Origin of the sequence: Formosa sp. Hel1_31_208 (assembly GCF_900104785.1) — a bacterium.
In the GTDB taxonomy this organism is placed as follows: domain Bacteria; phylum Bacteroidota; class Bacteroidia; order Flavobacteriales; family Flavobacteriaceae; genus Psychroserpens.
On the sequence record NZ_LT629733.1, the window covers coordinates 2,902,113 to 2,928,092 of the forward strand.

23 protein-coding genes are annotated in these 25,980 nt (G+C 35.0%); 12 read left to right on the plus strand and 11 right to left on the minus strand.

Translation table 11 applies throughout. From position 1 onward, the window contains the following. Positions 1 to 423: 423 nt before the first annotated feature. From BLT57_RS13120 to BLT57_RS13135, 4 genes are all read right to left on the minus strand, one after another. Positions 424 to 5,193 (minus strand): LamG-like jellyroll fold domain-containing protein, encoded by a 4,770-nt coding sequence (locus tag BLT57_RS13120; protein ID WP_231928706.1) that lies wholly within the window; start codon positions 5,191 to 5,193, stop codon positions 424 to 426. A gap of 694 nt (positions 5,194 to 5,887) precedes the next feature. After that, on the minus strand, positions 5,888 to 7,354 hold the full coding sequence (locus BLT57_RS13125; protein ID WP_091426308.1) for a sigma 54-interacting transcriptional regulator: 1,467 nt from the start codon (positions 7,352 to 7,354) through the stop codon (positions 5,888 to 5,890). Then, positions 7,354 to 8,481 (minus strand): VWA domain-containing protein, encoded by a 1,128-nt coding sequence (locus BLT57_RS13130; protein ID WP_091426310.1) that lies wholly within the window; start codon positions 8,479 to 8,481, stop codon positions 7,354 to 7,356. Before BLT57_RS13130 ends, BLT57_RS13125 begins: the two co-directional genes overlap by 1 nt. Positions 8,482 to 8,535: 54 nt before the next feature. Further along, positions 8,536 to 9,213, minus strand: a complete 678-nt coding sequence (locus BLT57_RS13135; protein WP_091426312.1) for a Crp/Fnr family transcriptional regulator — start codon at positions 9,211 to 9,213, stop codon at positions 8,536 to 8,538. A 106-nt stretch (positions 9,214 to 9,319) separates the two neighbouring features. On the opposite strand from BLT57_RS13135, the gene BLT57_RS13140 reads away from it, so the two are divergent. The 12 genes from BLT57_RS13140 (at position 9,320) to deoD (ending at position 21,318) form a co-directional block, all read left to right on the plus strand. Beyond that, entirely contained in the window at positions 9,320 to 11,692 is a 2,373-nt protein-coding gene (locus tag BLT57_RS13140) for a heavy metal translocating P-type ATPase metal-binding domain-containing protein (RefSeq protein ID WP_091426839.1), read from the plus strand. Positions 11,693 to 11,772: 80 nt separating this feature from the next. Next, positions 11,773 to 11,961: a cbb3-type cytochrome oxidase assembly protein CcoS gene (gene ccoS, locus BLT57_RS13145; protein ID WP_091426313.1), complete on the plus strand. Its 189-nt coding sequence runs from the start codon at positions 11,773 to 11,775 to the stop codon at positions 11,959 to 11,961. 6 nt (positions 11,962 to 11,967) lie between these two features. Then, positions 11,968 to 14,157: a cytochrome-c oxidase, cbb3-type subunit I gene (gene ccoN / locus BLT57_RS13150; protein ID WP_091426314.1), complete on the plus strand. Its 2,190-nt coding sequence runs from the start codon at positions 11,968 to 11,970 to the stop codon at positions 14,155 to 14,157. Positions 14,158 to 14,163: 6 nt separating this feature from the next. Further along, positions 14,164 to 14,349 (plus strand): CcoQ/FixQ family Cbb3-type cytochrome c oxidase assembly chaperone, encoded by a 186-nt coding sequence (locus BLT57_RS13155; RefSeq protein ID WP_091426315.1) that lies wholly within the window; start codon positions 14,164 to 14,166, stop codon positions 14,347 to 14,349. After that, complete coding sequence (locus BLT57_RS13160; RefSeq protein WP_091426317.1) at positions 14,346 to 15,296, plus strand: cbb3-type cytochrome c oxidase N-terminal domain-containing protein; 951 nt, start codon at positions 14,346 to 14,348, stop codon at positions 15,294 to 15,296. The genes BLT57_RS13155 and BLT57_RS13160 overlap by 4 nt, the downstream gene beginning before the upstream one ends. Positions 15,297 to 15,298: 2 nt before the next feature. Then, on the plus strand, positions 15,299 to 16,723 hold the full coding sequence (ccoG, locus tag BLT57_RS13165) for a cytochrome c oxidase accessory protein CcoG (protein WP_091426319.1): 1,425 nt from the start codon (positions 15,299 to 15,301) through the stop codon (positions 16,721 to 16,723). 120 nt (positions 16,724 to 16,843) lie between these two features. Next, a complete protein-coding gene (locus BLT57_RS13170; protein WP_091426320.1) occupies positions 16,844 to 17,290 on the plus strand; it encodes a FixH family protein in 447 nt (148 codons plus the stop codon). 10 nt (positions 17,291 to 17,300) lie between these two features. After that, positions 17,301 to 18,002, plus strand: coding sequence for a sulfite exporter TauE/SafE family protein (locus BLT57_RS13175; RefSeq protein ID WP_091426321.1), 702 nt, complete (start codon positions 17,301 to 17,303; stop codon positions 18,000 to 18,002). 59 nt (positions 18,003 to 18,061) lie between these two features. Continuing rightward, positions 18,062 to 19,501 (plus strand): aminotransferase class V-fold PLP-dependent enzyme, encoded by a 1,440-nt coding sequence (locus BLT57_RS13180; protein WP_091426841.1) that lies wholly within the window; start codon positions 18,062 to 18,064, stop codon positions 19,499 to 19,501. 86 nt (positions 19,502 to 19,587) lie between these two features. Next, the gene (locus BLT57_RS13185) at positions 19,588 to 20,007 is read left to right on the plus strand and encodes a CBS domain-containing protein (RefSeq protein WP_091426323.1); all 420 of its coding nucleotides are present in this window, start codon (positions 19,588 to 19,590) and stop codon (positions 20,005 to 20,007) included. A gap of 134 nt (positions 20,008 to 20,141) precedes the next feature. Beyond that, positions 20,142 to 20,591, plus strand: a complete 450-nt coding sequence (locus BLT57_RS13190; RefSeq protein ID WP_091426324.1) for an Rrf2 family transcriptional regulator — start codon at positions 20,142 to 20,144, stop codon at positions 20,589 to 20,591. Positions 20,592 to 20,616: 25 nt separating this feature from the next. Further along, a complete protein-coding gene (gene deoD, locus BLT57_RS13195; RefSeq protein WP_091426326.1) occupies positions 20,617 to 21,318 on the plus strand; it encodes a purine-nucleoside phosphorylase in 702 nt (233 codons plus the stop codon). Between the two features lie 6 nt (positions 21,319 to 21,324). Here the strand turns inward: deoD and BLT57_RS13200 are convergent, their stop codons facing one another. From BLT57_RS13200 to BLT57_RS13230, 7 genes are read right to left on the minus strand one after another with little or no spacing between them, the layout of a single operon-like run. Further along, entirely contained in the window at positions 21,325 to 21,780 is a 456-nt protein-coding gene (locus tag BLT57_RS13200) for a hypothetical protein (protein WP_091426329.1), read from the minus strand. A gap of 18 nt (positions 21,781 to 21,798) precedes the next feature. Next, positions 21,799 to 22,581 carry an ABC transporter permease gene (locus BLT57_RS13205; protein WP_091426331.1) on the minus strand — a complete coding sequence of 261 codons (783 nt, stop codon included), beginning with the start codon at positions 22,579 to 22,581 and terminating at the stop codon, positions 21,799 to 21,801. Beyond that, positions 22,574 to 23,281: an ABC transporter ATP-binding protein gene (locus tag BLT57_RS13210; RefSeq protein ID WP_091426333.1), complete on the minus strand. Its 708-nt coding sequence runs from the start codon at positions 23,279 to 23,281 to the stop codon at positions 22,574 to 22,576. Before BLT57_RS13210 ends, BLT57_RS13205 begins: the two co-directional genes overlap by 8 nt. Continuing rightward, a complete protein-coding gene (locus BLT57_RS13215) occupies positions 23,275 to 24,474 on the minus strand; it encodes a nitrous oxide reductase family maturation protein NosD (protein WP_091426335.1) in 1,200 nt (399 codons plus the stop codon). The genes BLT57_RS13210 and BLT57_RS13215 overlap by 7 nt, the downstream gene beginning before the upstream one ends. A 41-nt stretch (positions 24,475 to 24,515) precedes the next feature. After that, positions 24,516 to 24,812 (minus strand): cupin domain-containing protein, encoded by a 297-nt coding sequence (locus tag BLT57_RS13220; RefSeq protein WP_091426337.1) that lies wholly within the window; start codon positions 24,810 to 24,812, stop codon positions 24,516 to 24,518. 2 nt (positions 24,813 to 24,814) lie between these two features. After that, positions 24,815 to 25,252: a nitrous oxide reductase accessory protein NosL gene (locus tag BLT57_RS13225; RefSeq protein ID WP_091426338.1), complete on the minus strand. Its 438-nt coding sequence runs from the start codon at positions 25,250 to 25,252 to the stop codon at positions 24,815 to 24,817. A 31-nt stretch (positions 25,253 to 25,283) separates the two neighbouring features. Then, positions 25,284 to 25,883 carry a hypothetical protein gene (locus BLT57_RS13230; protein ID WP_172827457.1) on the minus strand — a complete coding sequence of 200 codons (600 nt, stop codon included), beginning with the start codon at positions 25,881 to 25,883 and terminating at the stop codon, positions 25,284 to 25,286. Positions 25,884 to 25,980 lie beyond the last annotated feature (97 nt).

Sequence of the window (25,980 nt, forward strand, 5' to 3'; positions counted from 1 at the left end):
AACAACTATGATAAGTATTGGGATTAATTTGTTATTGTAAAATAATATGAAATTGGCTTACCGACTCAGTAACAATTAAGAAGTCATGAAGTAGGCAATCATATTTCGTAGGCTTGGGACCCATTATTTCATTATATGTTCACACATACAATTTCAACAACACCTCAAAGATAGAGTGCTACATCACCAGAAGATCATATACTCGATTACAGGGAATAAATACTCGATGAAATGTAGTAAATGACTGTTTTTATCGATGAAATGACCACAATAAAAAGACAACTAAATCACTGTATTTAACTATTTATTAGATACTTATATTATTTACTGAATTAATCTACCATATGTAATAAGCTCAATTGTATAAAAAACGAAAAGACCACCCGAAGGCAGTCTTTAAGTTGACATAAATTAAAAAACTAACTAATTAACTATTACTTTACGAGAGAAGCTTCCATTGTCTGTTTCAATTTTAACAATATAGGTTCCCGTACTGAATGTCTTTGTATTTATATGTAATTCACTCTCTGAATTATTCTCTTCAATTACTAATATTGATTGTCCTAAGATGGTAAACACTTCAATACCATCAATTATGTATCCATTTGGATTTAAAATCGTAATATTTTCATCAGCATTATTGTAGAATACATTTAGTATATCTTCTATTTCAGTAGTTTCTATACTCAATGTATCTTCATCACTAAATACGATTTCAAAACGATCTAAATAAACTCCTGCCAATAAATCAATATCATAAGCACCTTCCTTCAAGTTGTGGAACAATCCTAATTGGATATCGTGTAAGAAGATATCCAAGTCATCTGGAATATTCTCTAACTTATCTATTGAAATTGTATTGATTCCATCCGTTTCTGTATTAACACCTAACGGTAAAACCGTTTCGATATTCATAGCTCCAACACCTTGAATCACGTATTTACCTTCATCAATCAACCAATACATATCATCAGGTTGGTTGTCATATAACTCAGCATCATAACCCCAATCATAAGCCATACTTGCATTATCATCGGCAGTTACCAATATCTTTCTAGTATAGGTATCAATAGAATTGAATTTTAATCCAATTTTCATTCTCAAATCACCTTCCTCTTCATCTGCTGAAGATTGAGCTGTACCATCGTTACGTACAAATATTGAAGCACTTGTAGCTTCCGTTTTAAATGCACGTTGACTATTATTGAATCGTATTGTACCTGTATTTTCTCCTACAACAAAGAATCCTTGACCAACTGGTATGTATCGTCCTGGTAATTTTGTTCCAATCAAAACACTCTGATCAACATCCTCGTCGGCAACACCGTAAGCTACAGCAGGAACTGCTCCAGCTAAATTATAAGTAGCATATCCACCTTGATATTCACCCAGAACATGAGAACCTCCTCCCCAATGTTCCCAGAAGTATAAAGTACCTGTCGTATTACCTGGTGCGTCTATAGTAGGAGCATTATCTTGGATAAATGCATGAGCATCTATTGCTGAAGCATATGGGTTACCAACTAAATAATCATTACCTGCATTTATGGGCAGCGAAATTGAACCATTATTAGGTTTTCCATTAACCGTATAGTTTTGTTCTAGTGTCACATTTCCAGATGTATTTGCAACTCCTTTCATTGTGAACCCTTCTCCTGGATTTAATGTGCCATTACTTCTAACATGTTGCCATGACGAATAATCACCACTAGTTTGGTTTACAAACTTCCAAATCCAATAATCAGCGATTCCAATTGGTGAACCTGATGTACCATCATAACCATTTGTAATGAAATTAATATTTTGTGGTGTCAATGGATTTGTTCCATCTTTAAATACATTACTTACGTTATAACTTGTATTGTTAGAGGTTGTACTTGTTACTCCAACAGGAGACGACCAATAATTATAAGTATACATATCTCTTGTTCCTTGTTGATCTTTTTCTAAAGACCCTGAACTCGCAACATCCAAATCACTATCAGCTATTTGAATTAACTGCGATTCGCCCTGTAAATCAATTTTTCCGTTTAGTTTTAGATAATGAGTAACGGTTAATCCGTACCCAGTTTTTGCTGTATTGTTTCCAGCTACAGTAATTTTATTCGCATCAACTAACAAGCCTAAAAGAGATCGATTATTAGTTGGGATAGTACTATTATCCATAATTAAATTATGAGCCGTTCTTACGATATTCCAATCTACAGGAATTGTCGGATTTACAATTGACATGGCTCCCGGGATTGTTTGCATCGTACCACTAGACCATGACGCAGTTGACTTCCATTCACCATCGGCCTGAGATTCATAAGGTAATGGAGCCGTTTGTCTATCTACTGTATCTAGATTTCTTAAGGCACCTTGATTTCCATTTCCAGAAGCATCATCAGTGTTGGTGTAGGTGTAAACTGACATAGGATAATACCCTGCCAATTCTGACCATGGAATAGATTCTACCTCGTTTTTTGTAATGTCTGTTGGTAGTACTTTACCTGCAACAAAAGCGGCATTATTTTCAATTTCTTGATTCATAATAAATCGCAATTGATCTACAGAAAGATTGGTATCCCAAACTCTAACTTCATCAATATTCCCTCTAAAGTGCTGTGTTGGTGAATTTTTTCCTGCAGCTGCAATGTAAAAAGATTCATTGGTCGTAATTGGTGCTGTTTTAACTCCAGATTTATCGAGTACACCATCAATATATAAGGATAAAGTTGTCCCATTATAAATAGCCGCTATGTGATGCCATTCATCATCAGGTATACTCGTATTAGAAGTAAGTCCCATATCTGCACCATTTTTCCAATACATCTGTATTCTGTTGTCATTGTAAATTCTGAAATCATAACCAGTCACAAACGGATTACCCCTTTTCGACATTATAGATTTTGTTCCACTATCAGCTGCATCTCTTTTAATCCATGCCGACAACGTAAATGCCGACGGATTTAGATCTAATGCATTTTCCATATCAATGTAATCCACTGCACCATCAAAATACACCGAACGTTCCACAATCACTTGTGGTGCATAACCGAAAGTTATATATTTTGTACCATCAAAATCATAATTTGTTTCTAGGTTGCCATTTCCGTCAGATTTCATAATTCTATAATCAGCGGTAGGATCAAACACACCTGTACTAGAAATAAACATTAAATAACTCCCTGGAGGTGTAATGTTTCTTATCGCATCTTGAGGAATGCGAACCTTAACTGAAGGAATATCACCACCAGTTTCTACAACTTTCCAAACACGTTGCATTGCTGTAAATGATACATTGGTTGTAAGTGCTGGACTAATTCCTGCACTCATATTTACTGAGATTGTTCCGGCAGCTAAGTTTAAATCAGAGCCATTATTCCCCCACACTAAAAATTCTTTATCATTAAAGCTGGTCGGGTCATTACTTTTATGCTCTTTATTGGTGTCGTAAATATCGTTTAATCCCATCGTTATGATTCCTTCTATTCTACCTGTTCCGTCGGCAGCATCATTAACACTCCTCGATTGTCTTTGGTTTAATTCTGAAAGATCATCTCGACCTATCCCAGTAATGTCATAGTTATATCCAGCATTTAAGGATTGATCCCAAATGATTTTTCCATCACTATCTGCATAGTCTTGTGACGTCCCATTTATTCCTAAGGTAATGCCATATTTAATAGCAAGGTACGATTGTATTCTGTTTCGTTCTTGCGTTAAACTTCCATCAGCTCGTCTTGATTTATACGTAATAACTTCAGCAATACGACCATCAAAACTACCATTCCAATACTGACTTCTTCCCAACCAATATCTACCGTTATTAACCATTTTGTATTTGGCAATATCGTTAGTTTCTGTTCCTACCTGATTGGCATTAAAGTATAATTCCATATCAGTATCAGACGCATTTTGTCTAACATTCACAATATGTATTTGGTTGTAATCCGTTCCCGTTCCTGTATCTGCTCTTCCATAACCATTTTCTGGGGAAGAAGGCGAAGTTTCATTGGTAGTCGCAATACAATAACTTAATCTTTCATTATTAAATCTTGCCGTATAGGCACCATATCCAAAACCTGTTACATCCTCTGTATATGATGGACCTGCAGGATCTGTACTAGTAAATGTGTCTAATGGAATCATAGAGGTCGTAATCGTTGGATCTGGCATTATTACAACAAACATATCATTTGTATTAAATCCACCGGTACCTGTTAATTCATTTCTACTTCCATTACTAATAATATAAGTCATATCACGGTTAGCCGTGTTGTTGTTGTTTTGAAAATCAATAACTGGATTAAAATTAAAGTTTCGATCTGTATTATTTCTATATACAGGTTCTTGACCAGTAACCATTACTTCAGCATTATTTCCTAAACCGTTATCTGTCCACTGATTTACTAGTGCTCCATCAGTTCCATAGGTCGACCCATCCAATTCATCAGCTTTAAGCCAAAGATCTAGATCTGATGTAATACCTCCAGGTGCAACAACTGGCGTACAGAATGTTGTTCCTTTAATAGTGATATTATCAATATAAACTCGGTCATTATCATCACTAGCGTCACATCGCACTCTAAATTGTGAATTAGGTCCCGTTGGAAACGAATAATCTGACTTAAATACAGTCACCATTTTACCATAAGCTATGGCGTAATTTACAGTTTCAAAATCGGCTGATTTTCTTGCAACTTGACCACTTTCAAATGCAGCGACAATAGCCCAAGTAGTTCCACCATCACTACTATATTCAATAAAAAAATCTTCAAAATATGTTTTTGTGTTACCACTATAATTTGATTCCATACTATAGGGCTTAAAAAAGAATTTAAAATCTACTTTATCAAAACTTGATAAATCAAATAAAGGTGATAAAAAAGAGGAGGCGTTTCCAACTGGATCGTCATCTCTAATACGTAAACTATAATTGCCTTGATATGCCCATGTCCCATCATTAAATCGAATGGCATCGACTCCACCTGAGGTCCAACCGTCTAAACCGCTTTCAAAAGTCGCACTATGGATAACTGTTGTTCCACAAGTTCCACTGGCATTACTAACATCCTGAATGTCGAAATTTTCAGTAGCTTCAGTTTGTAGGTCTTGTGCCATTACCGCAATGGTATTGAACACGAATAAGAAAACTAGGAGAAGTAATTTTACAATTACAGGTCTTCCAAAATTTTTAGCAGCTTTCATAATAATAGTTTTTAATGATGTGTCGCATCATTGGTTAAGTAAAATCCCTTACTTGTTTTAATTAATTTATGTCAAACATTATCGTGAAAATCTTAATTCTTAGAATTTAGATAACACATGAGGGAAAATACTTCGCTATTACGAAATGTATTTTGGATTAATCAGTTATTGAAAAAACATTATGAAAGAAAAATACTAACTTAGGATGTACGTTAATGAATTAGGGCTATCCTGTATCTAAAGTATACAGCTTTGGAAAGACATAACACAACGTTGCAGAAATAACTGCATTAAATAGGTATTTTTATTTCATAGGCTTGGGGCCAAATATTTAATTGTACATGCATACAATATCAATAACGATGTAAATGTATACTTACAACGGCTAATGTAAGCTAAAAATCGATAAAGTGCTTCATATATTCGATAAAATACACTAAATTACAGTAATAATCGCCTAACTACTATGATAAATTCTGAGTTATTTGGCTACAAATATATAAATATCAGTGTTTTAGGTTTATTTTTTAATTTCTCAGATTTATGACTAAAGTGTATGATACATCATGACTGTTAGTGAATGTGTTTGATGCGGTCAACTCACCTATTTTAAAACTTTCAGGTTGTATATAGTGTTAAAAATCAGGCTTTTGAATCAAATTATAAAAAGGGTCGCTAAAGCTTCCTTTATTATTTATATTCCACTTATAAAACTACCATAAGGGTCTTTAAATTGAATACCTTCTGTAAAGCGATACTTGCTCAATTGCTTAAATTCTACCAATGCCCACAGGACAAATTCTTTTACGAAATAACTCTCCTCGTTTTTGAGATTTGGTTGATAGTCAGCTAATAAGTCATCTAAAGGAGATACTCCATCTAGCAACGCCTTGTATTCTTTATCCCGAAGTTCGTCTAAAATCTCAAAACCTTCTTGCTGATTAAAAAACCAAGAGATGATATCATCGTAAGGTGTTTCCTCATCTTCTTTTTTAAGTTTTTCTATCTTTGGAAAGAATTCAGGAAACAGACTTTTTACGGCTTCACCTATTAAATTATAGGCCACCATAGCAGCGCCTTCCTGCTCACCTTCATAAACCAATTCTACTTTACCTGTAATCGAAGGTATAATGCCAACAAAGTCACTCAAACGTAACATCGTTTTATCATCTCCTGCCTTCAAAGCTCTACGTTCTGCTGTACTTAGTAAATTTTCTAATGCCGTAATACTTAGTCTAGCACTCACACCACTTTTAGCATCGATGAATTCGCTTTCACGAGCTTCAAAAACGATTTGCTCTAATAAGTCACGTGCTAAATCTGGCACAATAACTGACTGTTTTTGACTTTCCAGAACTTTTGCTTCTTGTTCAGTAATCAATCTGGCCGTCTCAATATCTGCCGGATAATGGGTTAAAATCTGACTTCCTATTCTGTCTTTTAAAGGTGTCACAATACTACCTCTATTCGTATAATCTTCTGGATTTGCTGTAAAAATAAACTGTACATCCAAAGGCAAACGTAATTTGAATCCTCTTATCTGAATATCCCCTTCCTGTAATATATTAAATAAGGCCACTTGAATACGCGCTTGTAGATCTGGCAATTCGTTAATCACAAAAATACAACGATTGGCCCTTGGAATCATTCCGTAATGAATCACCCGATCATCAGCATAGCTCAATTTTAAATTGGCCGCTTTTATAGGGTCAACATCGCCAATGATATCAGCAACTGTAACATCAGGAGTGGCTAACTTTTCAGCAAAACGTTCACTTCTGTGCATCCAAGAGATGGCGGTATCATCGCCTTTACTGGCAATCTCCTCTTGAGCATAGCGCGAGATCGGATGAAACGGATCATCATTAATTTCTGAACCTTGTACTACAGGAATATACTCATCTAAAAGATTCAGCATTAGTCGTGCTAATCTCGTTTTTGCTTGACCGCGAAGTCCTAATAAATTTATATTATGACGTGATAATATGGCACGTTCGAGTTCTGGTATTACTGTATTTTCATAACCATGAACACCTTCAAATGCAGTCTCCTTATTTTTTATTTTTTGAATGAGGTTATCTCTAAGTTCGTCTTTAATAGATTTTGACTGATATCCTGCTTTTTTTAATTCACCTAATGTCTTTATAGTTTCTATTTTCATTATCCTTTAATTCTTTTTTTTCTGTTTGTTTCGTAATCTTCAAATATCATTTCACCCAATCCTTTCAACCCTGTATAAAAGGCTTTACCTTGATTAGCTCTGGTAAATTCTTGCACAAACTGCATTAAATACTGGTCTTGTGCAATCATGAATGTGGTGATGGGTATGTGCAGTTTCCGAGCTTGTTGTGCCATAGCATAACACTTATTGGTAATGTAAGGGTTAAGTCCGTTACTATCTTTATAGTATTGTCCGTCAGGCAAACGCAAGCAACTTGGTTTTCCATCGGTAATCATAAAAATCTGTTTATTCGTATTGCGTTTTCGTCTTAAAAGATCCATCGCTAATTGCAGACCAGCAACCGTATTGGTATGATAAGGGCCTACTTTTAAATACGGCAAATCTTTTATTTGTATTTGCCAGGCATCATTCCCGAAGACAATAATATCCAGTGTATCTTTAGGGTAGCGGGTTGTAATGAGTTCGGCTAAAGCCATAGCCACTTTTTTTGCTGGAGTGATGCGATCTTCACCATACAATATCATACTGTGGCTAATATCGATCATAAGCACCGTGCTCATTTGAGATTTATGAAGGGTTTCTTCGACGACTAAATCATCTTCTGTTAATTTGAAATTCCCTATACCATGATTAATTTGCGCATTTCGCAAACTTTCGGTCATAGATACTTTATCTAAAGCATCCCCAAAATGATAGTTTCTAAAATCTCCTGTATGCTCGTCACCTAAGCCAGGACTTTTACTTTTGTGATTCCCTTGACCACTTCGTTTAATTTTTCCGAAGATATGATCTAAAGCTTGTTGTCGGATAGCACGTTCGGTTTTAGCTGTAATTGCCATTCCACTATTACCATCAGGGTCAATATCTTCTTTGATATACCCCTTGGTTTTAAGGTCTTCTATAAAATCATCAATGGTATATTCAGCTGTAGTTAACTCGTATTCCTTATCTAATTGGCGCAGCCAATCTATAGCTTCGTCAAAGTCACCTGAAGTATGGGTGATAAGCTCTTTAAAGATTTCAAAAAGCTTTTCAAAGGGCGACTGGTTAAGGACTTCGTATGACTTAAAAACGAAGCCTTTTTTGAAATTATTTTTCTGTTTCATAGCCGCATAAAAATAAGGCTTTTTAAACTGAAAAATATTAAAGCAATTATAAAATTATTCTATAAGTTTCAATTTCTGTAGTTTCTCAATTTTAATCTGTTTCCCTTCAGTCGAGATGAGACCTTTTTTCTTAAATTGCGATAAAATTCTAATAGCCGATTCTGTGGCCGTACCGACCACATTGGCATAATCTTCTCTGGAAAGCACCACGTTAAGATAGCCATTTTCATCAACACCAAAACTATTATAAATGTATACGAGAATGTCTGCTAAACGCTGCTTCACAGATTTTTGAGCCATATTAACAATAATATCCTCAGAATCTTTAAGATCTTTGGCCATTGTCTTCAAAACATCCATGGTGAAATTCGGATTTTTTTGTAAATCATTTAAAATCTCTTGTCTCGGTATAAAGCAAAGTTCCATATCGTTTATGGCAATGGCACTTAAGTTTGTAGATTCCTCCCTTATTAAAGAGTTCTTTCCTAATAGATCACCTTTTACAACTAACTTTACAATCTGATCCTTACCATTGGCGCTAAGTTTAGATAATTTGCAAATACCATCCTTTACACAATACACGCCATTTATAATGTCACCTTCTTCAAAAATAACATCGCCTTTTTTAACAGTTCGTGACGTTTTACAACCTGAAATTCGTATTAACTCATCTTTTGTTAGTGATTTTAAGGAATTAAATTCTTTTACGATACACTGCTCGCATCTACTCATACCCTATAAATTTTATACAGTAAATATATATAAAACATGACAAATATCATATTATTACTTGACATCTTTTATGACTTTTATGGCAGGTATAAATGAGCAAATTTTTATGGAACAAACTACTTGTTTCCATTGTGGTGATGATTGTAACAACACCATAATTAACTACAACGACAAAAGTTTTTGCTGTAATGGCTGCAAGACGGTTTATGAGATTTTTTCAGAAAACGACTTGACGTGTTACTATGATTTGCAGGCATCTCCAGGCGCAATCCCTAAGGAAATTGAAGGGAAATATGATTTTCTGACTCATGAAAATATTATTGAAAAACTCACTGAATTTAATGATGACAACACGCAAATAGCCACATTTTACATTCCACATATTCATTGCAGTTCATGTATTTGGATTCTGGAAAACCTCAATAAATTGAATGCTGGCATCTCAACGTCTCAAGTTAATTTTGGAAAGAAAACAGTGAGAGTCACTTATAACGTTAGTAGTACTTCTTTAAAAGAGGTTGTACTGTTAATGAGCGCAATAGGATACGAACCTTATATCTCACTTGACGATTATAAAACAGGGCGCCAAAACGTCAATAGAAGTTTAACGTACAAATTAGGAGTTGCTGGTTTCGCCTTCGGAAATGTCATGTTTCTCTCATTTCCAGAATATTTTGAAGTCGGTGAATTTTGGCTCGAAAAATACAAACACCTATTTCGGTGGATCATGTTTGCCTTTTCATTACCAGTAGTCTTTTATGCAGGACAAGATTATTTCATTTCAGCATATAAAGGCTTGCGCTCGAAGTTATTGAATATCGACGTTCCTATTGCTTTAGGTATTGTCGTGCTATTTTTGAGAAGTACCGCAGAGATTATTTTTGATTTAGGTTCTGGATTTTTTGATAGTTTAACAGGACTCATTTTCTTTTTATTACTAGGAAAATATTTTCAACAAAAAACATACAGCTTCTTATCGTTTGAACGCGATTATAAGTCTTACTTTCCCATTGCAGTAACTAAGATTAATGCAACTGGAATAGAAACCCCAATTCAGGTTTATGATATAAAAAAGGGAGACCGCTTGTTAATTAGAAATGAAGAATTAATACCAGTAGACGGCATTCTTATTCATGGTAAAGCACGCATTGACTATAGTTTTGTGACTGGAGAATCTGAAACTCTTAGCAAACAATCAGGTGATAAATTATTTGCTGGCGGTAAACAAACCTCTGGTGTATTAGAAATGGAAGCCATAAAATCTGTTGAGCAAAGTTATCTCACACAATTATGGAGCAATGATGTCTTTTCTAAGAACAAAGAAGATGGCTTTACCAACGTAACCAATGCCATAAGTAAACGTTTTACTATCGCCGTTTTAAGTATTGCGATTATTGCTACCACGTATTGGCTAATCGTTGATGCATCCAAAGCAATGAATGTATTTACGGCTGTACTTATTATTGCTTGTCCTTGTGCTATTGCATTATCGGCACCGTTTACCTTTGGGAATCTGCTGCGTATCTTCGGAAAGTTAAAATTCTATGTAAAAAATGCATCTGTCATTGAGCAGTTAGCTGCAATAAATACCATAATTTTCGATAAAACAGGAACCATTACTTCCAATAAAAAGAGCACAGCAAGTTATGATGGTGTTGCACTCAGCTCTACTGAAGAAACCCTATTAAAAAATACGCTTCGAGGCTCAAACCATCCATTAAGTCGAACATTATATGACGTCTTAGCCGAACATAATATTATCGCCCTAAACCATTACGAAGAACACCTTGGAAAAGGAATTGAAGCATCTCATGATGCAGATCGTATTAAAATTGGCTCTGCATCTTTTGTTGGTGCAACGGAAACCTCTGCACTAAACACAACAGTTCATATTAGCACCAATAATACATATAAAGGGAAATACACCTTCTATAATAGCTATAGAAAGGGCTTGTCTAAATTATTTAATGATCTAAAAAAGCACTATGATTTGGTCATCCTATCAGGAGATAATGAAGGAGAATTTGAGAATCTGAAGAAACTTTTACCTTCTAAAACAAAACTAATCTTTAATCAAAACCCCAACGACAAACTAGACTATATAAAGTATCATCAATCTGAAGGGGCTAAGGTACTAATGATTGGTGACGGCCTTAATGATGCTGGCGCACTAGCACAAAGTAATGTTGGTATCGCCCTATCAGAAAATGTCAATGTATTCTCACCTGCCTGTGACGCGATTTTGGATGCCACAAAATTTAAACAATTAAATAGTTTCATTAGTGCCGCAAAAAGCGCTATCAAAATCATAAAATGGAGTTTCGCATTGTCTTTTGTTTACAATATCATTGGACTTTACTTTGCGGTAACAGGACAATTGGCTCCTGTTATTGCAGCTATTTTAATGCCTTTAAGTTCTATTAGTATTGTCGTATTTACAACGATCGCTACTAATTTTTTAGGTAGAAGAATAGAATGAATACAAATAACTAAACATGACATAAATCATGTTTTTTAAAACTGTTCAAATGTACTTTTGAACCATAACTTCTAATAGGTATGAGTGTTATATATATTTTACTGACTATCAGCATTATTATTGCTATTGTTTTTTTTATTGCTTTTATCACAGCAGTAAGAAACGGACAATTTGATGATAGCTATACACCTTCTGTTAGAATGCTTTTCGAGGATGAACTCGTTAAAGAGCAGCCTAAACCATCTGTTAAAATCAAAAAGACTAATTAAATTATTATGGAAGTACAACAATTTCATTACGATAATAAAATCGTTAAAAATTTCCTCTATGCCACTATGCTTTGGGGAGTTGTAGGAATGTTGGTAGGCTTACTACTCGCATTTATGTTTTTATTCCCAAACCTCACTGACGGTATTTCGTGGTTAAGTTTTGGTCGTTTAAGACCTTTACACACTAATGCAGTTATTTTTGCATTCGTAGGGAACGCTATTTTTGCCGGTGTTTATTATTCCTCACAACGATTACTTAAAGCAAGAATGTTTAGCGACGCCTTAAGCAAAATCAATTTCTGGGGTTGGCAGCTTATCATTGTTGGTGCGGCAATTACATTACCTCTGGGATACACAACCTCAAAAGAATATGCAGAATTAGAGTGGCCTTTTGATATTGCCATTGCACTAATTTGGGTTGTTTTTGGTTGGAATTTAATTGGCACAATTCTTAAACGTAGACAGCGCCATTTATATGTCGCTATCTGGTTTTACATCGCAACTTTTGTGACTGTTGCTGTACTGCATATTTTTAATAGTTTAGAAATGCCTGTGAGCGGACTTAAAAGTTACTCGGTATATGCAGGTGTTCAAGATGCCTTGGTACAATGGTGGTACGGACATAATGCTGTAGCATTTTTCTTAACAACTCCTTTCTTAGGACTAATGTATTATTTCGTCCCAAAAGCAGCGAATAGGCCTGTATACTCTTACAGACTATCTATTGTTCACTTTTGGTCTTTGATTTTCATATACATTTGGGCTGGTCCTCACCATTTATTATACACAGCGCTTCCTGAATGGGCTCAAAACCTTGGCGTCGCCTTTTCTGTGATGTTATTAATGCCGTCTTGGGGAGGAATGATAAATGGACTCCTTACACTTCGAGGTGCTTGGGATAAAGTGCGTACAGATCCTGTTTTAAAATTTATGGTTGTTGCAATTACTGGTTATGGTATGGCAACCTTTGAAGGCCCAATGCTTTCTATAAAAAGCATGAATGCCATGGCGCATTTTACGGATTGGATTATAGCGCACGTTCACGTAGGCGCTTTAGCATGGAATGGTTTCTTGACCTTTGGTATGATTTATTATCTCGTTCCGAAGTTATTTAAAACCAAATTACATTCTTTAGCCCTCGCCAATCTTCACTTTTGGATTGGAACGCTCGGAATTATTTTCTACGCACTTCCAATGTATGTTGCAGGATTTACACAATGGGCAATGTGGAAACAATTTAATCCAGATGGAACTTTAGTATATGGTAACTTCCTAGAAACAGTCACCGAAATTATCCCAATGTATTGGATGCGTGCCATTGGTGGCACCCTATTTCTTACAGGTATGATTATCATGGTTGTGAATGTTATTATCACGATTAGAAATGGTAGCAAAGTAACCGATGAACTAGCCGAAGCTGCTGCGCTTAAACGCGTCTCTAAAAGGCGTGTTGCTGGCGAAGGATGGCATACATGGTTAGAACGTAAACCTGTGAAATTAACACTGCTTGCTACAGTTGCTATCTTAATTGGGGGTATTGTACAAATAATTCCAACCTTACTCGTCGAATCTAATATTCCAACTATTAGTAGCGTAAAGCCTTACACACCATTAGAACTTGAAGGTAGGGACATCTACATCAGAGAAGGTTGTGTAGGTTGTCACTCTCAAATGGTAAGACCATTTAGAAATGAAGTAGAACGTTATGGTGAATACTCGAAAGCAGGTGAGTATGTTTATGATCACCCATTCCTTTGGGGAAGTAAACGTACAGGACCAGATTTACATCGTGTAGGTGGGAAATATTCTGACAACTGGCATTTAAATCATATGTATGATCCGCAAAGCACCTCATCTGGCTCTATCATGCCTGCATATCAATGGATTGTTAGAAATGAGCTTGATAAATCACAAACCGAAGCTAAAATGGAGGTTATGGTAACACTTGGTGTACCGTATACTGAAGATGACATTGCTAACGCACAACAATCTATGAGTGACCAAGGAACTCAAATAGAAAAGAACCTATACACAGATCCAGATTTTGCTAAATCTTATGAAGCAGATAAAAAAGCTGGAGGTGAAGCATTTATTGAAATGCGAAATAGAGAGATTGTAGCTATCATAGCATATTTACAACGTCTTGGTACAGATATTAAAGTAAAAGATCAAGAAGTTACAACAATTCAAAACTAATTAATCATGCTAAAATTCGTTAAAAATCACATGGAAAGCATCACAGGAATAGAAATCTATCCTTTGATTTCCCTTATTATATTTTTCAGTTTTTTCGTCATCTTATTTTGGTGGGTAATTACTGCAAAAAAAGACTACATCACTACAGTGAGTAATATTCCGTTAGACAACCAAAATCCATCAGAATTATGAGAAATATACCTTCATGGATAAGAATACCTATTGTATTCTTTATCATTTTCGGACTTACAGAATACGTTATAGATTCTGGTGACGAACCTGCATTTATAGCTGAACCTTTAGTAGGATTATTTTTAGTACTTGTGTTTTTAATTCTTGTAGCTATTGAAGCTATTGTTAGTGCAATTAATAATGTACTATACCAAAGTTTAGATGAAGCCGCTAGAGCTAGAATTGATGCCAAACAACATGAGCCTTCTAAGCTTCTAAGTTGGATCAATAATACGTATACAAAGCTTGTTGGCACAAAACCAATCGAGGAAGAACACGATCTTGTTTTAGATCATAATTACGATGGTATTAAAGAGCTTGATAACGATTTACCGCCATGGTGGTTATATGGCTTTTATGCGTCTATAATTTTTGGTGCTGTTTACTTAGCAAGATTTCACATTTTTAATGGTGACAATCAATTTCAAGAATTAGATGCTGAGATTGCTCAAGCTAAACTTGATATTGAAGAATACAAAAAGACAGCAAAAGACTTAGTCGATTTCAATACGGTAACTGTTCTTGCAGATGCAAGTGATCTCAATGCCGGAAAAGCCATTTTTGAAACCAACTGTGTCGTATGTCATAAATCTGATGGTGGTGGCGGAATTGGCCCTAACCTCACCGATGAAAATTGGATTTCAGGAGGTGGCATCAAGAATGTATTTAAAACGATTTCAGAAGGTGGTCGCGATGGAAAAGGTATGATTGCATGGAAGCAAAGTTTGAAACCTTCGGAAATGGCACAAGTGGCGAGTTATGTTCTACAATTTCAAGGAACAACTCCAGCAGAACCTAAAGCAGCTGAAGGTGACATTTGGGTAAATGAAGAGGTTTCCGCAGAGGATATTCCAGTTGAGGCTATCGAAGTGAAAACGGATTCAGTTACTTCAATTAAAGACAATTAATAATGGAAACGCCCCAAAACGAAACTTTTAGAGATTCTATTGGGACCATCAATGAAGATGGTAAACGTGCTTGGGTCTATCCAAAAAAACCTAGTGGGTATTATTATGAAAAACGCAAAATCGTTAGTTACGGACTTCTAGCATTTTTATTTGCTGCACCATTTATTAAAATTGGTGGGAACCAGTTTTTAATGTTCAATGTCTTAGAACGACGGTTTAATATCTTTGGCTTTCCATTCTGGCCTCAAGACTTTCATTTATTTGTCATATCCATGTTAATAGGTGTTGTTTTTGTAACGCTTTTTACGGTAGGTTTTGGACGTATTTTCTGCGGCTGGATTTGTCCGCAAACTATATTCATGGAAATGGTCTTCCGAAGAATAGAGTATTGGATTGATGGTGATAGAAATAAACAGCGAAAGCTAGATAGGCAAAAGTGGGATGCTGAAAAAATAAAAAAGCGGCTTTTTAAATGGTTTATATTTTTGGTAATCTCTTTCCTTATTGCTAATGTATTCTTAGCTTATGTCATTGGAAGTGATAAACTGATAAGATATATCGTAGAGGGCCCTATTAAACATACGAGCACACTCATACCTCTCATCATATTTACGGCAGTGTTCTATTTCGTATTTGCTTGGTTTAGAGAACAAGTATGCATTATCGCTTGTCCTTACGGAAGATTACAAGGTGTGCTACTCGACAATAAATCGATTGTTGTGGCTTATGACCATAAACGTGGTGAAGGTGAAAGCGGTCGCAAGAAGTTTAGAAAAAATGAAGACAGAGAAGCGCTTGGTCATGGTGACTGTATTGATTGTTTACAATGCGTTAATGTATGTCCGACAGGTATCGATATTAGAAATGGAACACAATTAGAATGTGTGAATTGTACCGCTTGTATTGACGAATGTGATCACATTATGGATAGTATCGACCTACCAAAAGGCTTGATTCGCTATGCAAGTGAAGATAATATTGAAAATAAAAAGAAATTTAAATTTACGCCAAGACTAAAAGGTTACACAGCCGTTTTAGTTATTTTGATAGGTGTTTTATCTGGTATGCTTTTACTGAGAAACGATGTAGAGGCAAGAGTACTGAGACTTCCGGGTCAACTATATGAACATAAAGGAGAAACTATTATTAGTAACGTATTTACCTATAAGCTGATAAATAAAACAACAGATACCATACGCAATGTGAGTTTTAAATTGCGTGAGTATAAAGGAGAGATTAAACTGGTATCCACATCAGATGTTTTTGAGGTTCCAGCACAAGGATTAGCCGAAGGCACCTTATTTATAGAAATAGACAAAAGTGAACTCAAAGGTGACAAAAACAAACTCATGATTGAGGTGTATAATAATGACGAACTTATAGAAACCACAACCGTGAATTTTTTAGCACCAAGGAGTTATAAATAAAGTTAAAGCACATGCATTAAGGATTGAACGGTCTGTTTGAGCTCTCCCAATAGCTATTGGGAAGCGAGTAGTGAAAGCCTGACCGGAGCCTTGCGCAGGAATGCCATAAAAAATAAAATTATGAAATTGAATTGGGGAACAGGAGTCGTATTAGCTTTTATAGGTTTTATTAGCTTCATCTTGTATTTCGTTGTTAATATATATACATCGAAAAAGTACGATACTGATTTGGTCACTGAAGATTATTACAAAGCCGAATTACAATATCAAAATGATATTGATAAAGAGAATAATGCAACAGATTTAGCATCAAATATTTCGTGGAAACGTTCAGAAAGCGGTTTAGAAATTTTGTTCCCTGAAACTCTGGATTTCAATCAAATCACTGGAAAAGTGTTCCTATATAGACCATCTAACAAACAATTAGACTTTGAAACTACAATTTCATTGTCTAAACACAATTTGCTCATACCTGACAAACGTTTGTTGGATGGTCGTTGGAACATAAGAGTTGATTGGCAATATAATGGAAAATCATATCTATTCAAAAAGGAAATTATTTACTAACTATTAAATTATGCTCTGGTCTGCACTTGTTTTTGGTCTTCTAGGAAGCTTCCATTGTGTTGGAATGTGCGGTCCAATTGCATTTATGCTGCCGGTAGATAGAAGTCATACATCAAAAAAAGTATTTCAGATATTCACCTATCATTTCGGAAGAATTCTCGCCTATAGCTTAATAGGTTTGGTATTTGGTTTAGTAGGTAAAGGTTTATATATTTTTGGAATCCAACAGCAACTCTCTATAGCCATTGGTATATTAATGATTCTTATTGTCTTAATACCCACACAAACATTTAATACCTATAATTTCTCTAAACCCATCTACAGGTTAATTTCTAAAGTGAAATCGGCTCTAGGGCAGGCTTTAAAAAAGAAGACTGCTGATACGTTTTTAACCATCGGATTTTTAAATGGTTTTCTTCCTTGTGGTCTAGTCTATATGGCGGTTATTGCATCTATAGCCACTCAAAACGCGCTTCAAAGTAGTCTTTATATGGCGTTATTTGGGATTGGAACCATTCCGTTGATGACTACAGCCATCTATATTGGTAAATTTCTAAATGCAACTGTTAAACAGCGCATCCAAAAAGCCATCCCTGTGTTTGTGATTATTATTGGTGCGTTATTTATCTTAAGAGGATTAGGATTAGGCATTCCTTACATCTCTCCTACTCCTATTGTAGAAATGGCAACCAGTGCGATTGATTGCCATTAAGAAACGGTCAATACATATACCTAAATATAAAAATTGTAACTAAAAATAAAGTCGAACTCATGACTGATATACATAAACTTCAACTCAATAAAGATGACATGAAGCAGTTGGGCTATCAGGTTATTGATACCATTGTTGCCCATTTTGAAACTGAACACTTAAAAAAGCCTGTCGCAACAGCTACAAGACAAGAAATGGATTCTCTTTTTAGCACCAATGTTCCAGAAAATCCAACGCCATTTCAAGATGTTTTAGAATTTATTATCAAAGAAGTGCTACCAAATAGTAATATTGTATCGCATCCTAAGTCATTTTCTTTTGTACCTGGCCCGAGTAATTATGTGAGTGTAATGGCCGATACTTTAGCTACTGGATTCAATGTGTTTTCTGGCGGATGGGTAGCCTCTCCTGCAGCAGCAGAACTAGAAATTGTCACTATTGACTGGCTCCTAAAACTGTTTAAATTTCCAACTAAAAAAGGCGGTGGAATTTTCACTAGTGGTGGTTCTATGGCAAACCTCACAGCACTAGTTACAGCAAGACGACAATGTTGTGGTGATGACTTTTCAAAGGCTATCATTTATTTATCAGATCAAACCCACTCTTCTAATATTAAAGCCATTAGAGTATTGGGATTTAAAAAAGAACAAGTTCGGATTATACCTACCGATCTCGAATATAAAATCGCTATCAATAAATTGAAAAATGCCATTGCAAAAGACAGACTTGAAGGCTTACAACCCTTTTGTATCATTGCTTCTGCTGGAACTACAAATACAGGAACTGTTGATCCATTAAACGAAATTTCAAAAATTTGCAAATCTGAGAAACTATGGTTTCATGTTGACGGTGCTTACGGAGGCGCAGCTATATTAGCTGAAAAAGGAAAACAATTATTAAAAGGTATAGAGAAAGCAGATTCGCTCACTATTGATCCTCATAAATGGTTATTTCAACCCTATGAAATGGGTTGCCTTTTAGTCAAAAATCATAAATGGTTGAGTAAAACATTTAGCGAAAAACCTGAATATTTAAGAGATATTGAAGGCAATACCTCTGAAATTAATTTTTATGACCATGGCATTCAACTCACCAGACGTTTTAGAGCACTAAAATTTTATATGTCATTAAAGACCTTCGGACTTAATGCGTTTAAGCAAGCTGTGAGTTATTCTATCGATCTCGCTGAAGAGGTTGAGAACTTCTTAAGACAGAGTTCAAATTGGGAAGTGCTCTCTCCAGCAACGTTGGCCGTTATAAATTTTAGATATCATCCAATCGGCGTTTCACTAACTGAAAAATCATTAGATAACTTAAACCAACATATATCCAAACAGGTCATGCGATCAAGAGAAGCCTTGCTAGTTACGACTGTTATTCAGAATCAAGTGGTATTGCGCATGTGTTTAATTAATCCACGTACTACAATGACTGATGTGAAAGACACGCTATTATTATGTGAATCAATCGCTAAAGAGAAATGTGAGTCTTTTGTTTAAGAACTTAATCCTAGTTAAATGATATTTATCATATTATTTAAGCAAAGGTAATGGTAACTTTAATTGTCACTTAAATACTGAAGATTATGAAAAAAAATATGCCTGTTTCAACAATAATGACGACTGAGGTCATTACCCTAAATAAAAATGATAATTTAGATACTGCAGAAGCACTATTTAAGAAAAATAAAATCCGCCATATTCCCGTTGTTGATGGGAATAAGATTTTGGGCATGCTAAGTTACACAGATTTACTTAGGATAAGTTTTGCAGATGCTGTTGATGAGCTTGATGAGGAAGTGGACACTATCGTTTATAACATGTTCACTATCGAGCAAGTTATGGCTAAAAACTTAATTAGTGTCGATTCTGATACCACTATAAAAGAGGTCGCTGAAATTCTTTCTAAAAAAGAATTTCACGCGTTACCTGTAGTAGATAATGCTCAGCTGGTTGGTATTGTGACAACCACAGATCTCATCAATTATTTACTGAGACACTTTTAAATTATAGTCATACGAAGAATAATAACTCATTAAGACTCACATTGTGAAATGTTGTTTAATGAGTTGTTATTTTATATATGACAATGTTATGCTATTTTATTAATTTTTAGATATTTGTCAAAAAAGAAATATTTATGTTTTCAAAAGCTTGCGAATACGGTATTAGAGCATCCATATGTATTGCTAAAAACTCGTATGAAGGCAAAAGAATTAGTTTGAAAGACATTTCAGAAGGCATAAATTCACCACAAGCCTTTACTGCTAAAATATTACAAGCCTTGGTTAAGCACAAAGTTATTAAATCGGTGAAAGGTGCTTATGGTGGTTTTGAAATAGATAAGAGAGATATCTCACAAATAAGACTCTCTCAAATTGTCAAAGCCATTGATGGTGATAAAATATATGTAGGCTGTGGATTAGGTCTAGAAGAGTGTGATGAAAATCATCCCTGTCCAGTACATGACAAATTCAAGTCCATACGAAATGATTTAGAAAACATGCTAGTGCATACCAATTTGGAAGAGTTAGCTTTAAACTTAAAAAAAGGAAATGCTTTTTTAAAGATTAAAGATCAAAAACAATAAAATCGATAAATAGAATTTCACACTTATGAGTATTCATATAGAAGCCAAAAAAGGAGACATTGCAGAAACCGTATTATTGCCTGGAGATCCAATGCGAGCAAAATGGATAGCCGAGACGTTCTTTGATGAGCCAAAGCTCTACAATGATGTTCGTGGCATGTTAGGCTACACAGGCACGTATAAGGGCAAACCTGTCTCTGTACAAGGCACAGGAATGGGCATTCCGTCTACTTTAATCTATTGTCATGAACTTATTAATGAATACGGCGTAAAAAACTTAATACGCGTTGGCTCTACAGGATCCTATCAGAAATACGTAAAAATTAGAGATATCGTTATTGCCATGGCTGCATCTTCAACTTCCGGAATTAATAATTCGCGATTTATAAATGCCGATTATGCACCTACTGCAGATTTCGATTTGTTTATGAAGGCAGCACAATATACTAAAAAACATAACATTCCTATTAAAGCAGGGAATGTATTATCTTCAGATGAGTTTTATGAGGATGATTTTAATTCGTACAAAAAATGGGCAGAATTTGGCGTGCTCTGCGTAGAAATGGAAACCGCTGGCATTTATACCATCGCTGCAAAACACAATGTGAGTGCGCTTTCTATACTTACAGTTTCAGATTCCTTAGTGACAAAAGAAGCCACTTCGGCAGATGAACGCGAATCTACATTCAACACGATGATTGAAATCGCGCTGTCAACTCTAGAATAATAGGAATTACACTTTAAAATATTTAAAATATGCTTCGATTAATTGCTCCAATTGATGTAAAGCAGCCTCAGAAGTTGTACGATCTGTTTGTTCCCTTAATATTGAAATCTCATCTAACATAGGTACTAAAACAATATGTAATTGATCATGTGGTTCCCCTTTCATTGAACAGTTTTGAATCACATAACTCGTTTGCTTAGCTAAATCATCTCCAAGCGCTTTATAGTCGGACGACTTTCTTTTTTTAAATACTGAAATAATAGAATCCATCTTCTGAACACCTTCATGGGTTTCTATGTTTGCAACCCATTTTTTACCATTATCCAACTTGAGTTGTAAGGTATCTAAAACTGCTATATGTTCAGAACTAGAAACAGATTCTGAGCTCGTCTTTTTCTCTTCATTCTTGCAGCCTACTCCTAAAATTATGAGTAGAATTGCTGCTGTTAATAGTCTTTTCATGATGATAAAAATAATGAATTAAAAATCTTTCTTTTTCGATTTAAATACAATCCGAAATACGGGCAAAATCACCCAAACCGAAAGCATTGCTAATGAAACCATGAGTCCGAAACTAGTTCCGAAGAATTGCTTAAAAATAGCTCCAGTATAGCCTAATAATGCAGAAATATCAAGTTTCAAAAGTATAAGTGTTCTTGACAAATCTATAGGATTTAGCATGGTACCAAAAAGCGATACTTTATCTAGCGGATAGTCTTCAAACATAATCAAGGTCATTAAAAACAAACCGTCATAAATGATGGCTAAAAATAACCAAAGCAATATCGCATAACCAAAACCTTTAATTTTATTTTCATTAGACAAGGCGATATTAAAGGCTAAAGCTGTAAAAATTAAGGATAAAAACGTTCCAGTGACCAACAGTAAAGAAAAATCCCAAATCGCACTACTCTCAAACAAACCATAGAATACAAACGGAATTCCCAATCCGAGAATTAAACTCATCGATAAGGATAAGGCTACACCCAAATATTGTCCTAAAAATATGGATGAACGCTTTAAAGGCTGTGCCAATAAAAGCTCAGTAAATTCTTTAGAATTATAATAGTACATCACTCCAAAAATGGTTCCTATTAACGGCACTAAAACAATGATGACATTCATTAAGGTAATCACCGCTTTTGACAAATCATTATTTAAAAATAAGAGGACCACACCTAAGAGCAAATAGAAAGCAAAATAGACGTAACTCCAACGGCTACGCATCAAATCGAAAAAACTATATTTTAATATTTTAAGCATGGTTTTCAGTTAATATAGACGCAATTGCATGTTCAAAATCAGGCTGCTTGGTCTTGGTTTTTAATTCTGAAATAGAGCCTTTAAAGTAGATGTTGCCTTCTAGCAAAAACACAATTTCATCTGAAACTTCCTCAACAAAACTCATAATGTGCGATGTAATTAGGATTGTCTTTCCTTTAGCTTTTTCAACTTGTATTAAATCCTTTAATCGGATGAGAGAAATTGGATCCAATCCAGTAGTAGGCTCATCTAAAATAATTAAAGGGCTATCAAACATAAAGGTGAGAACAATATTCACTTTTTGCTTCGTTCCTCCTGAGAGATTCCCTAGCTTTTTATCTAAAAATGGCTTTAATTTAAAGAGTTCAATCAAATGTTGATCTTCATCAGTAAACTGACGCAAATCCTTGATCATTTTAATCAATTCTTTAACTTTTAAATTACTCGGGAAATTTGCTATTTGTGGTAAATAGTCAATTTTATGTCTGTACTCTGAATTTTTCTTCACGTCCTCACCAAAGACAGTAATCTGTCCTTTGTTAGGAATGACCATCCCAAGAATAGCTTTAATTAAGGTTGTTTTTCCTGAGCCGTTCGGGCCGAGTACAGCAAAAATCCCACCTTCGTCAATCGTCAAGTCCAAACCGCTCAACACCTGATTCTTTCCAAATTTTTTATGTAAATTTTGAATGCTTACCATGTCACTTTTTTTGTTAATGGATGATGATCTAAAAGATTATCTGGCGTGAACACTGGAGATACTTTTTCAGAAAAATCGATAATATCTATAAATAAACTGCGCAATAAAATAATGGTTTCTGGCGTGCGATTTACAACATAAGAAAACAATTTTACTGGTCTGTATGGAATATCTCCTACACCATCTTTATCGAGGTCATAACCTGTATAATTGCTCCAAAAATTTCGATCGAAAATATTATCGTTTACTTTACTATTGTAAGCAATATCAAAAGAATTGTACAAAAAGTTATTCTCAATAAACTGATTGGCGTAACAGGCACCACGGACTTTCAAAGCCCATCCATTATTTTTAAAATTGTTGTTTTTGTAGATGACTCGATTTGTGCCTTCTATATTAATTCCGATGGTATTTTGCTCAAAGGTATTACCAATAATTTCAGCATCGTTAATTTCTTTTAAAAGCATGCCGTAAGATGCGGTTCCCCAATTCTCTCTAAAGGTATTATTGAGCATTTTTATTTTTTTGGAAAACATAACAGCGACGCCTGCTCCATTATTTTCAAAGGTATTATCCTCATAAACATCGTCGTTTGAAAACATAAAATGCAAACCATATCTAATATTTAAAGCACTCACATTGTTTTTAATGATACAATCATCAGAAAATTCTAAATAAATTCCATCACGAACATGCTCAATATAATTATGTTCGATTTCAATGTGATGACTATACCACAATTGGATCCCATTTCCGGAGTTGTGTTCCTCAACTGCATCACCAACAATCTTATTGTGATATACTTTTCCGTGATGAGACTTTTCTATATAAATTCCGAAGAACAACTTTTCGAGTACTAAATTTTTAATGACGAAATTTTTACTTTTCTTGACGCGAATCGCAGCGTAGTCTTGAGTATAACTCGTGCCGACATTGATAATAAACAGACCGTCAACAGTGACATTATCTGAAACTATAGTAATTATCTCACCCTTTAATTCACCATCAATCACTGGATAATCTTTACCAATTATAGTCAATGGTTTATCAACCAAAATATTATACGCCTTGTACGTCCCCTTTTCTATTACGATAGTATCAAAATCTTTAGCTTGGCTAATGGCGTTCTTTAATGTCGTAATCGGGCAAGTTGTACAGACTTCGATAGTTTGTGCGCATGCAATTAATGACATTAAACACCCTATAAAAAAAGCCGTTATCGTCTTATTCATACTTATCGTATAATTAGAAATTTTGAGTTTTCACTTGCTTCAACCCAATGGGCAGTATCCTTCGGAAAACCAAATAACTGATGCTTGGTGAGTTGATATTCTAACCCATCAATAAAAAAAGTGATTGCACCTTCGAGTACCAGTAATTGAGCATCTGTCGGAGAGGTATGCTTCGGAAAAACGGCATTCTTTTCTAAACTTATCTGAAGAATTTCCTTAGCATTAATATCCAGTATTTTTCCAGCGTTTAATCCGTCATAAGGCGTTAAATTAATAAGGTCATTAATTTCGTAGGTCATGATTATCGGTTTAAATGTGTTAATAATTCATCCCAAGTGTATATTGTTCCTCCCTTTTCTGCTTGCGTTGCTTTGGCGTCAGATAGATTTTCAAATGCTGATAAATAGGCACCCATCGGACTGGGAATGTTTTCACTTATTAAAAATGTGGCTTGAGTCGCATCAATAAGAGCTTCGGGCTCTGAGTAGTTATTTGATAAATACAATGCGATTTCAGAGGTGTCAAATTCATCTAAAAAATTGACCATACATTCGGTCGCATCAAACTTATAGACCTTTCCTTTTTTTGTAACTACCTCTGCTGCATGAATTTTATCAACAATGGTCATTTTGCAGAAATGACAACCATCGCTACCATAATCTATGGGTTTTGGTGACACATTACAGCTGAAAAATAGGCACAGCAATGCAATGATAGAATAGTGTTTTAGTGTTTGCATGATGTTTAGTGTTTTAGTGTTTTGATCGTATTTACATAGTCAATGATTTTTGGTGTTGTTTTTTACCTACAAAAAAAGCAATAAATGAGGTTGCAATACCCAAAGCTAAAAATAAAGCACCTAGTTGTGGGTAAGAGTGTGCCCTAAAATTCAGAATATCCCGACTGCCAAAAAGTGGTGGCTGAAATCCCATTTGTGTCCCATCAGGATTGGTAAATTTCATAATGGCCTTTGGATCGAGATTATGACCATAATCGTGTTCCCACAAATAAAAGTCATACATCCCAGCAGAGCTTAAAACAATCATTATAATAAACCATCCTAAAAACCATTTGTAGTTTCCTTTCCAAGCAATTAATAAACCTAAAAAACTGGTAATTAGAATACCTGCTGGAAAGATTTTAAACTCAGGAATGGCATCAGGAATATACTTCATACCAACATAGTGGTTCATGAGGTTGATATTTTTGATATCATGCGGATTGGCATCAGAAAAGTCATTAATATGAATATACATACCTAAAGGCGTAGGATATTGCGGTGCTTCTAATGTAATCTTCCACAGCGGAAATAAAAATAAACCTAAGGGTAGAATGGTTGCAAGCAACATGATGATGTTCGACTTTTTCATCGTAAAATATTTAGTGATTTTTATAGTGTTTTAATAAAAAGGCGAGAGCGATAAAATTACTCTCGCCTTTGATATAGGAAAATAAACACTAAAACAA

Excerpts from the sequence above, each read along its gene's own strand:
- BLT57_RS13120 (WP_231928706.1), bottom strand. The coding sequence starts at position 5,193 with ATGAAAGCTGCTAAAAATTTTGGAAGACCTGTAATTGTAAAATTACTT.
- BLT57_RS13125 (WP_091426308.1), bottom strand. The coding sequence starts at position 7,354 with ATGAAAATAGAAACTATAAAGACATTAGGTGAATTAAAAAAAGCAGGA.
- BLT57_RS13130 (WP_091426310.1), bottom strand. The coding sequence starts at position 8,481 with ATGAAACAGAAAAATAATTTCAAAAAAGGCTTCGTTTTTAAGTCATAC.
- BLT57_RS13135 (WP_091426312.1), bottom strand. The coding sequence starts at position 9,213 with ATGAGTAGATGCGAGCAGTGTATCGTAAAAGAATTTAATTCCTTAAAA.
- BLT57_RS13140 (WP_091426839.1), top strand. The coding sequence starts at position 9,320 with ATGGAACAAACTACTTGTTTCCATTGTGGTGATGATTGTAACAACACC.
- ccoS (WP_091426313.1), top strand. The coding sequence starts at position 11,773 with ATGAGTGTTATATATATTTTACTGACTATCAGCATTATTATTGCTATT.
- ccoN (WP_091426314.1), top strand. The coding sequence starts at position 11,968 with ATGGAAGTACAACAATTTCATTACGATAATAAAATCGTTAAAAATTTC.
- BLT57_RS13155 (WP_091426315.1), top strand. The coding sequence starts at position 14,164 with ATGCTAAAATTCGTTAAAAATCACATGGAAAGCATCACAGGAATAGAA.
- BLT57_RS13160 (WP_091426317.1), top strand. The coding sequence starts at position 14,346 with ATGAGAAATATACCTTCATGGATAAGAATACCTATTGTATTCTTTATC.
- ccoG (WP_091426319.1), top strand. The coding sequence starts at position 15,299 with ATGGAAACGCCCCAAAACGAAACTTTTAGAGATTCTATTGGGACCATC.
- BLT57_RS13170 (WP_091426320.1), top strand. The coding sequence starts at position 16,844 with ATGAAATTGAATTGGGGAACAGGAGTCGTATTAGCTTTTATAGGTTTT.
- BLT57_RS13175 (WP_091426321.1), top strand. The coding sequence starts at position 17,301 with ATGCTCTGGTCTGCACTTGTTTTTGGTCTTCTAGGAAGCTTCCATTGT.
- BLT57_RS13180 (WP_091426841.1), top strand. The coding sequence starts at position 18,062 with ATGACTGATATACATAAACTTCAACTCAATAAAGATGACATGAAGCAG.
- BLT57_RS13185 (WP_091426323.1), top strand. The coding sequence starts at position 19,588 with ATGAAAAAAAATATGCCTGTTTCAACAATAATGACGACTGAGGTCATT.
- BLT57_RS13190 (WP_091426324.1), top strand. The coding sequence starts at position 20,142 with ATGTTTTCAAAAGCTTGCGAATACGGTATTAGAGCATCCATATGTATT.
- deoD (WP_091426326.1), top strand. The coding sequence starts at position 20,617 with ATGAGTATTCATATAGAAGCCAAAAAAGGAGACATTGCAGAAACCGTA.
- BLT57_RS13200 (WP_091426329.1), bottom strand. The coding sequence starts at position 21,780 with ATGAAAAGACTATTAACAGCAGCAATTCTACTCATAATTTTAGGAGTA.
- BLT57_RS13205 (WP_091426331.1), bottom strand. The coding sequence starts at position 22,581 with ATGCTTAAAATATTAAAATATAGTTTTTTCGATTTGATGCGTAGCCGT.
- BLT57_RS13210 (WP_091426333.1), bottom strand. The coding sequence starts at position 23,281 with ATGGTAAGCATTCAAAATTTACATAAAAAATTTGGAAAGAATCAGGTG.
- BLT57_RS13215 (WP_091426335.1), bottom strand. The coding sequence starts at position 24,474 with ATGTCATTAATTGCATGCGCACAAACTATCGAAGTCTGTACAACTTGC.
- BLT57_RS13220 (WP_091426337.1), bottom strand. The coding sequence starts at position 24,812 with ATGACCTACGAAATTAATGACCTTATTAATTTAACGCCTTATGACGGA.
- BLT57_RS13225 (WP_091426338.1), bottom strand. The coding sequence starts at position 25,252 with ATGCAAACACTAAAACACTATTCTATCATTGCATTGCTGTGCCTATTT.
- BLT57_RS13230 (WP_172827457.1), bottom strand. The coding sequence starts at position 25,883 with ATGAAAAAGTCGAACATCATCATGTTGCTTGCAACCATTCTACCCTTA.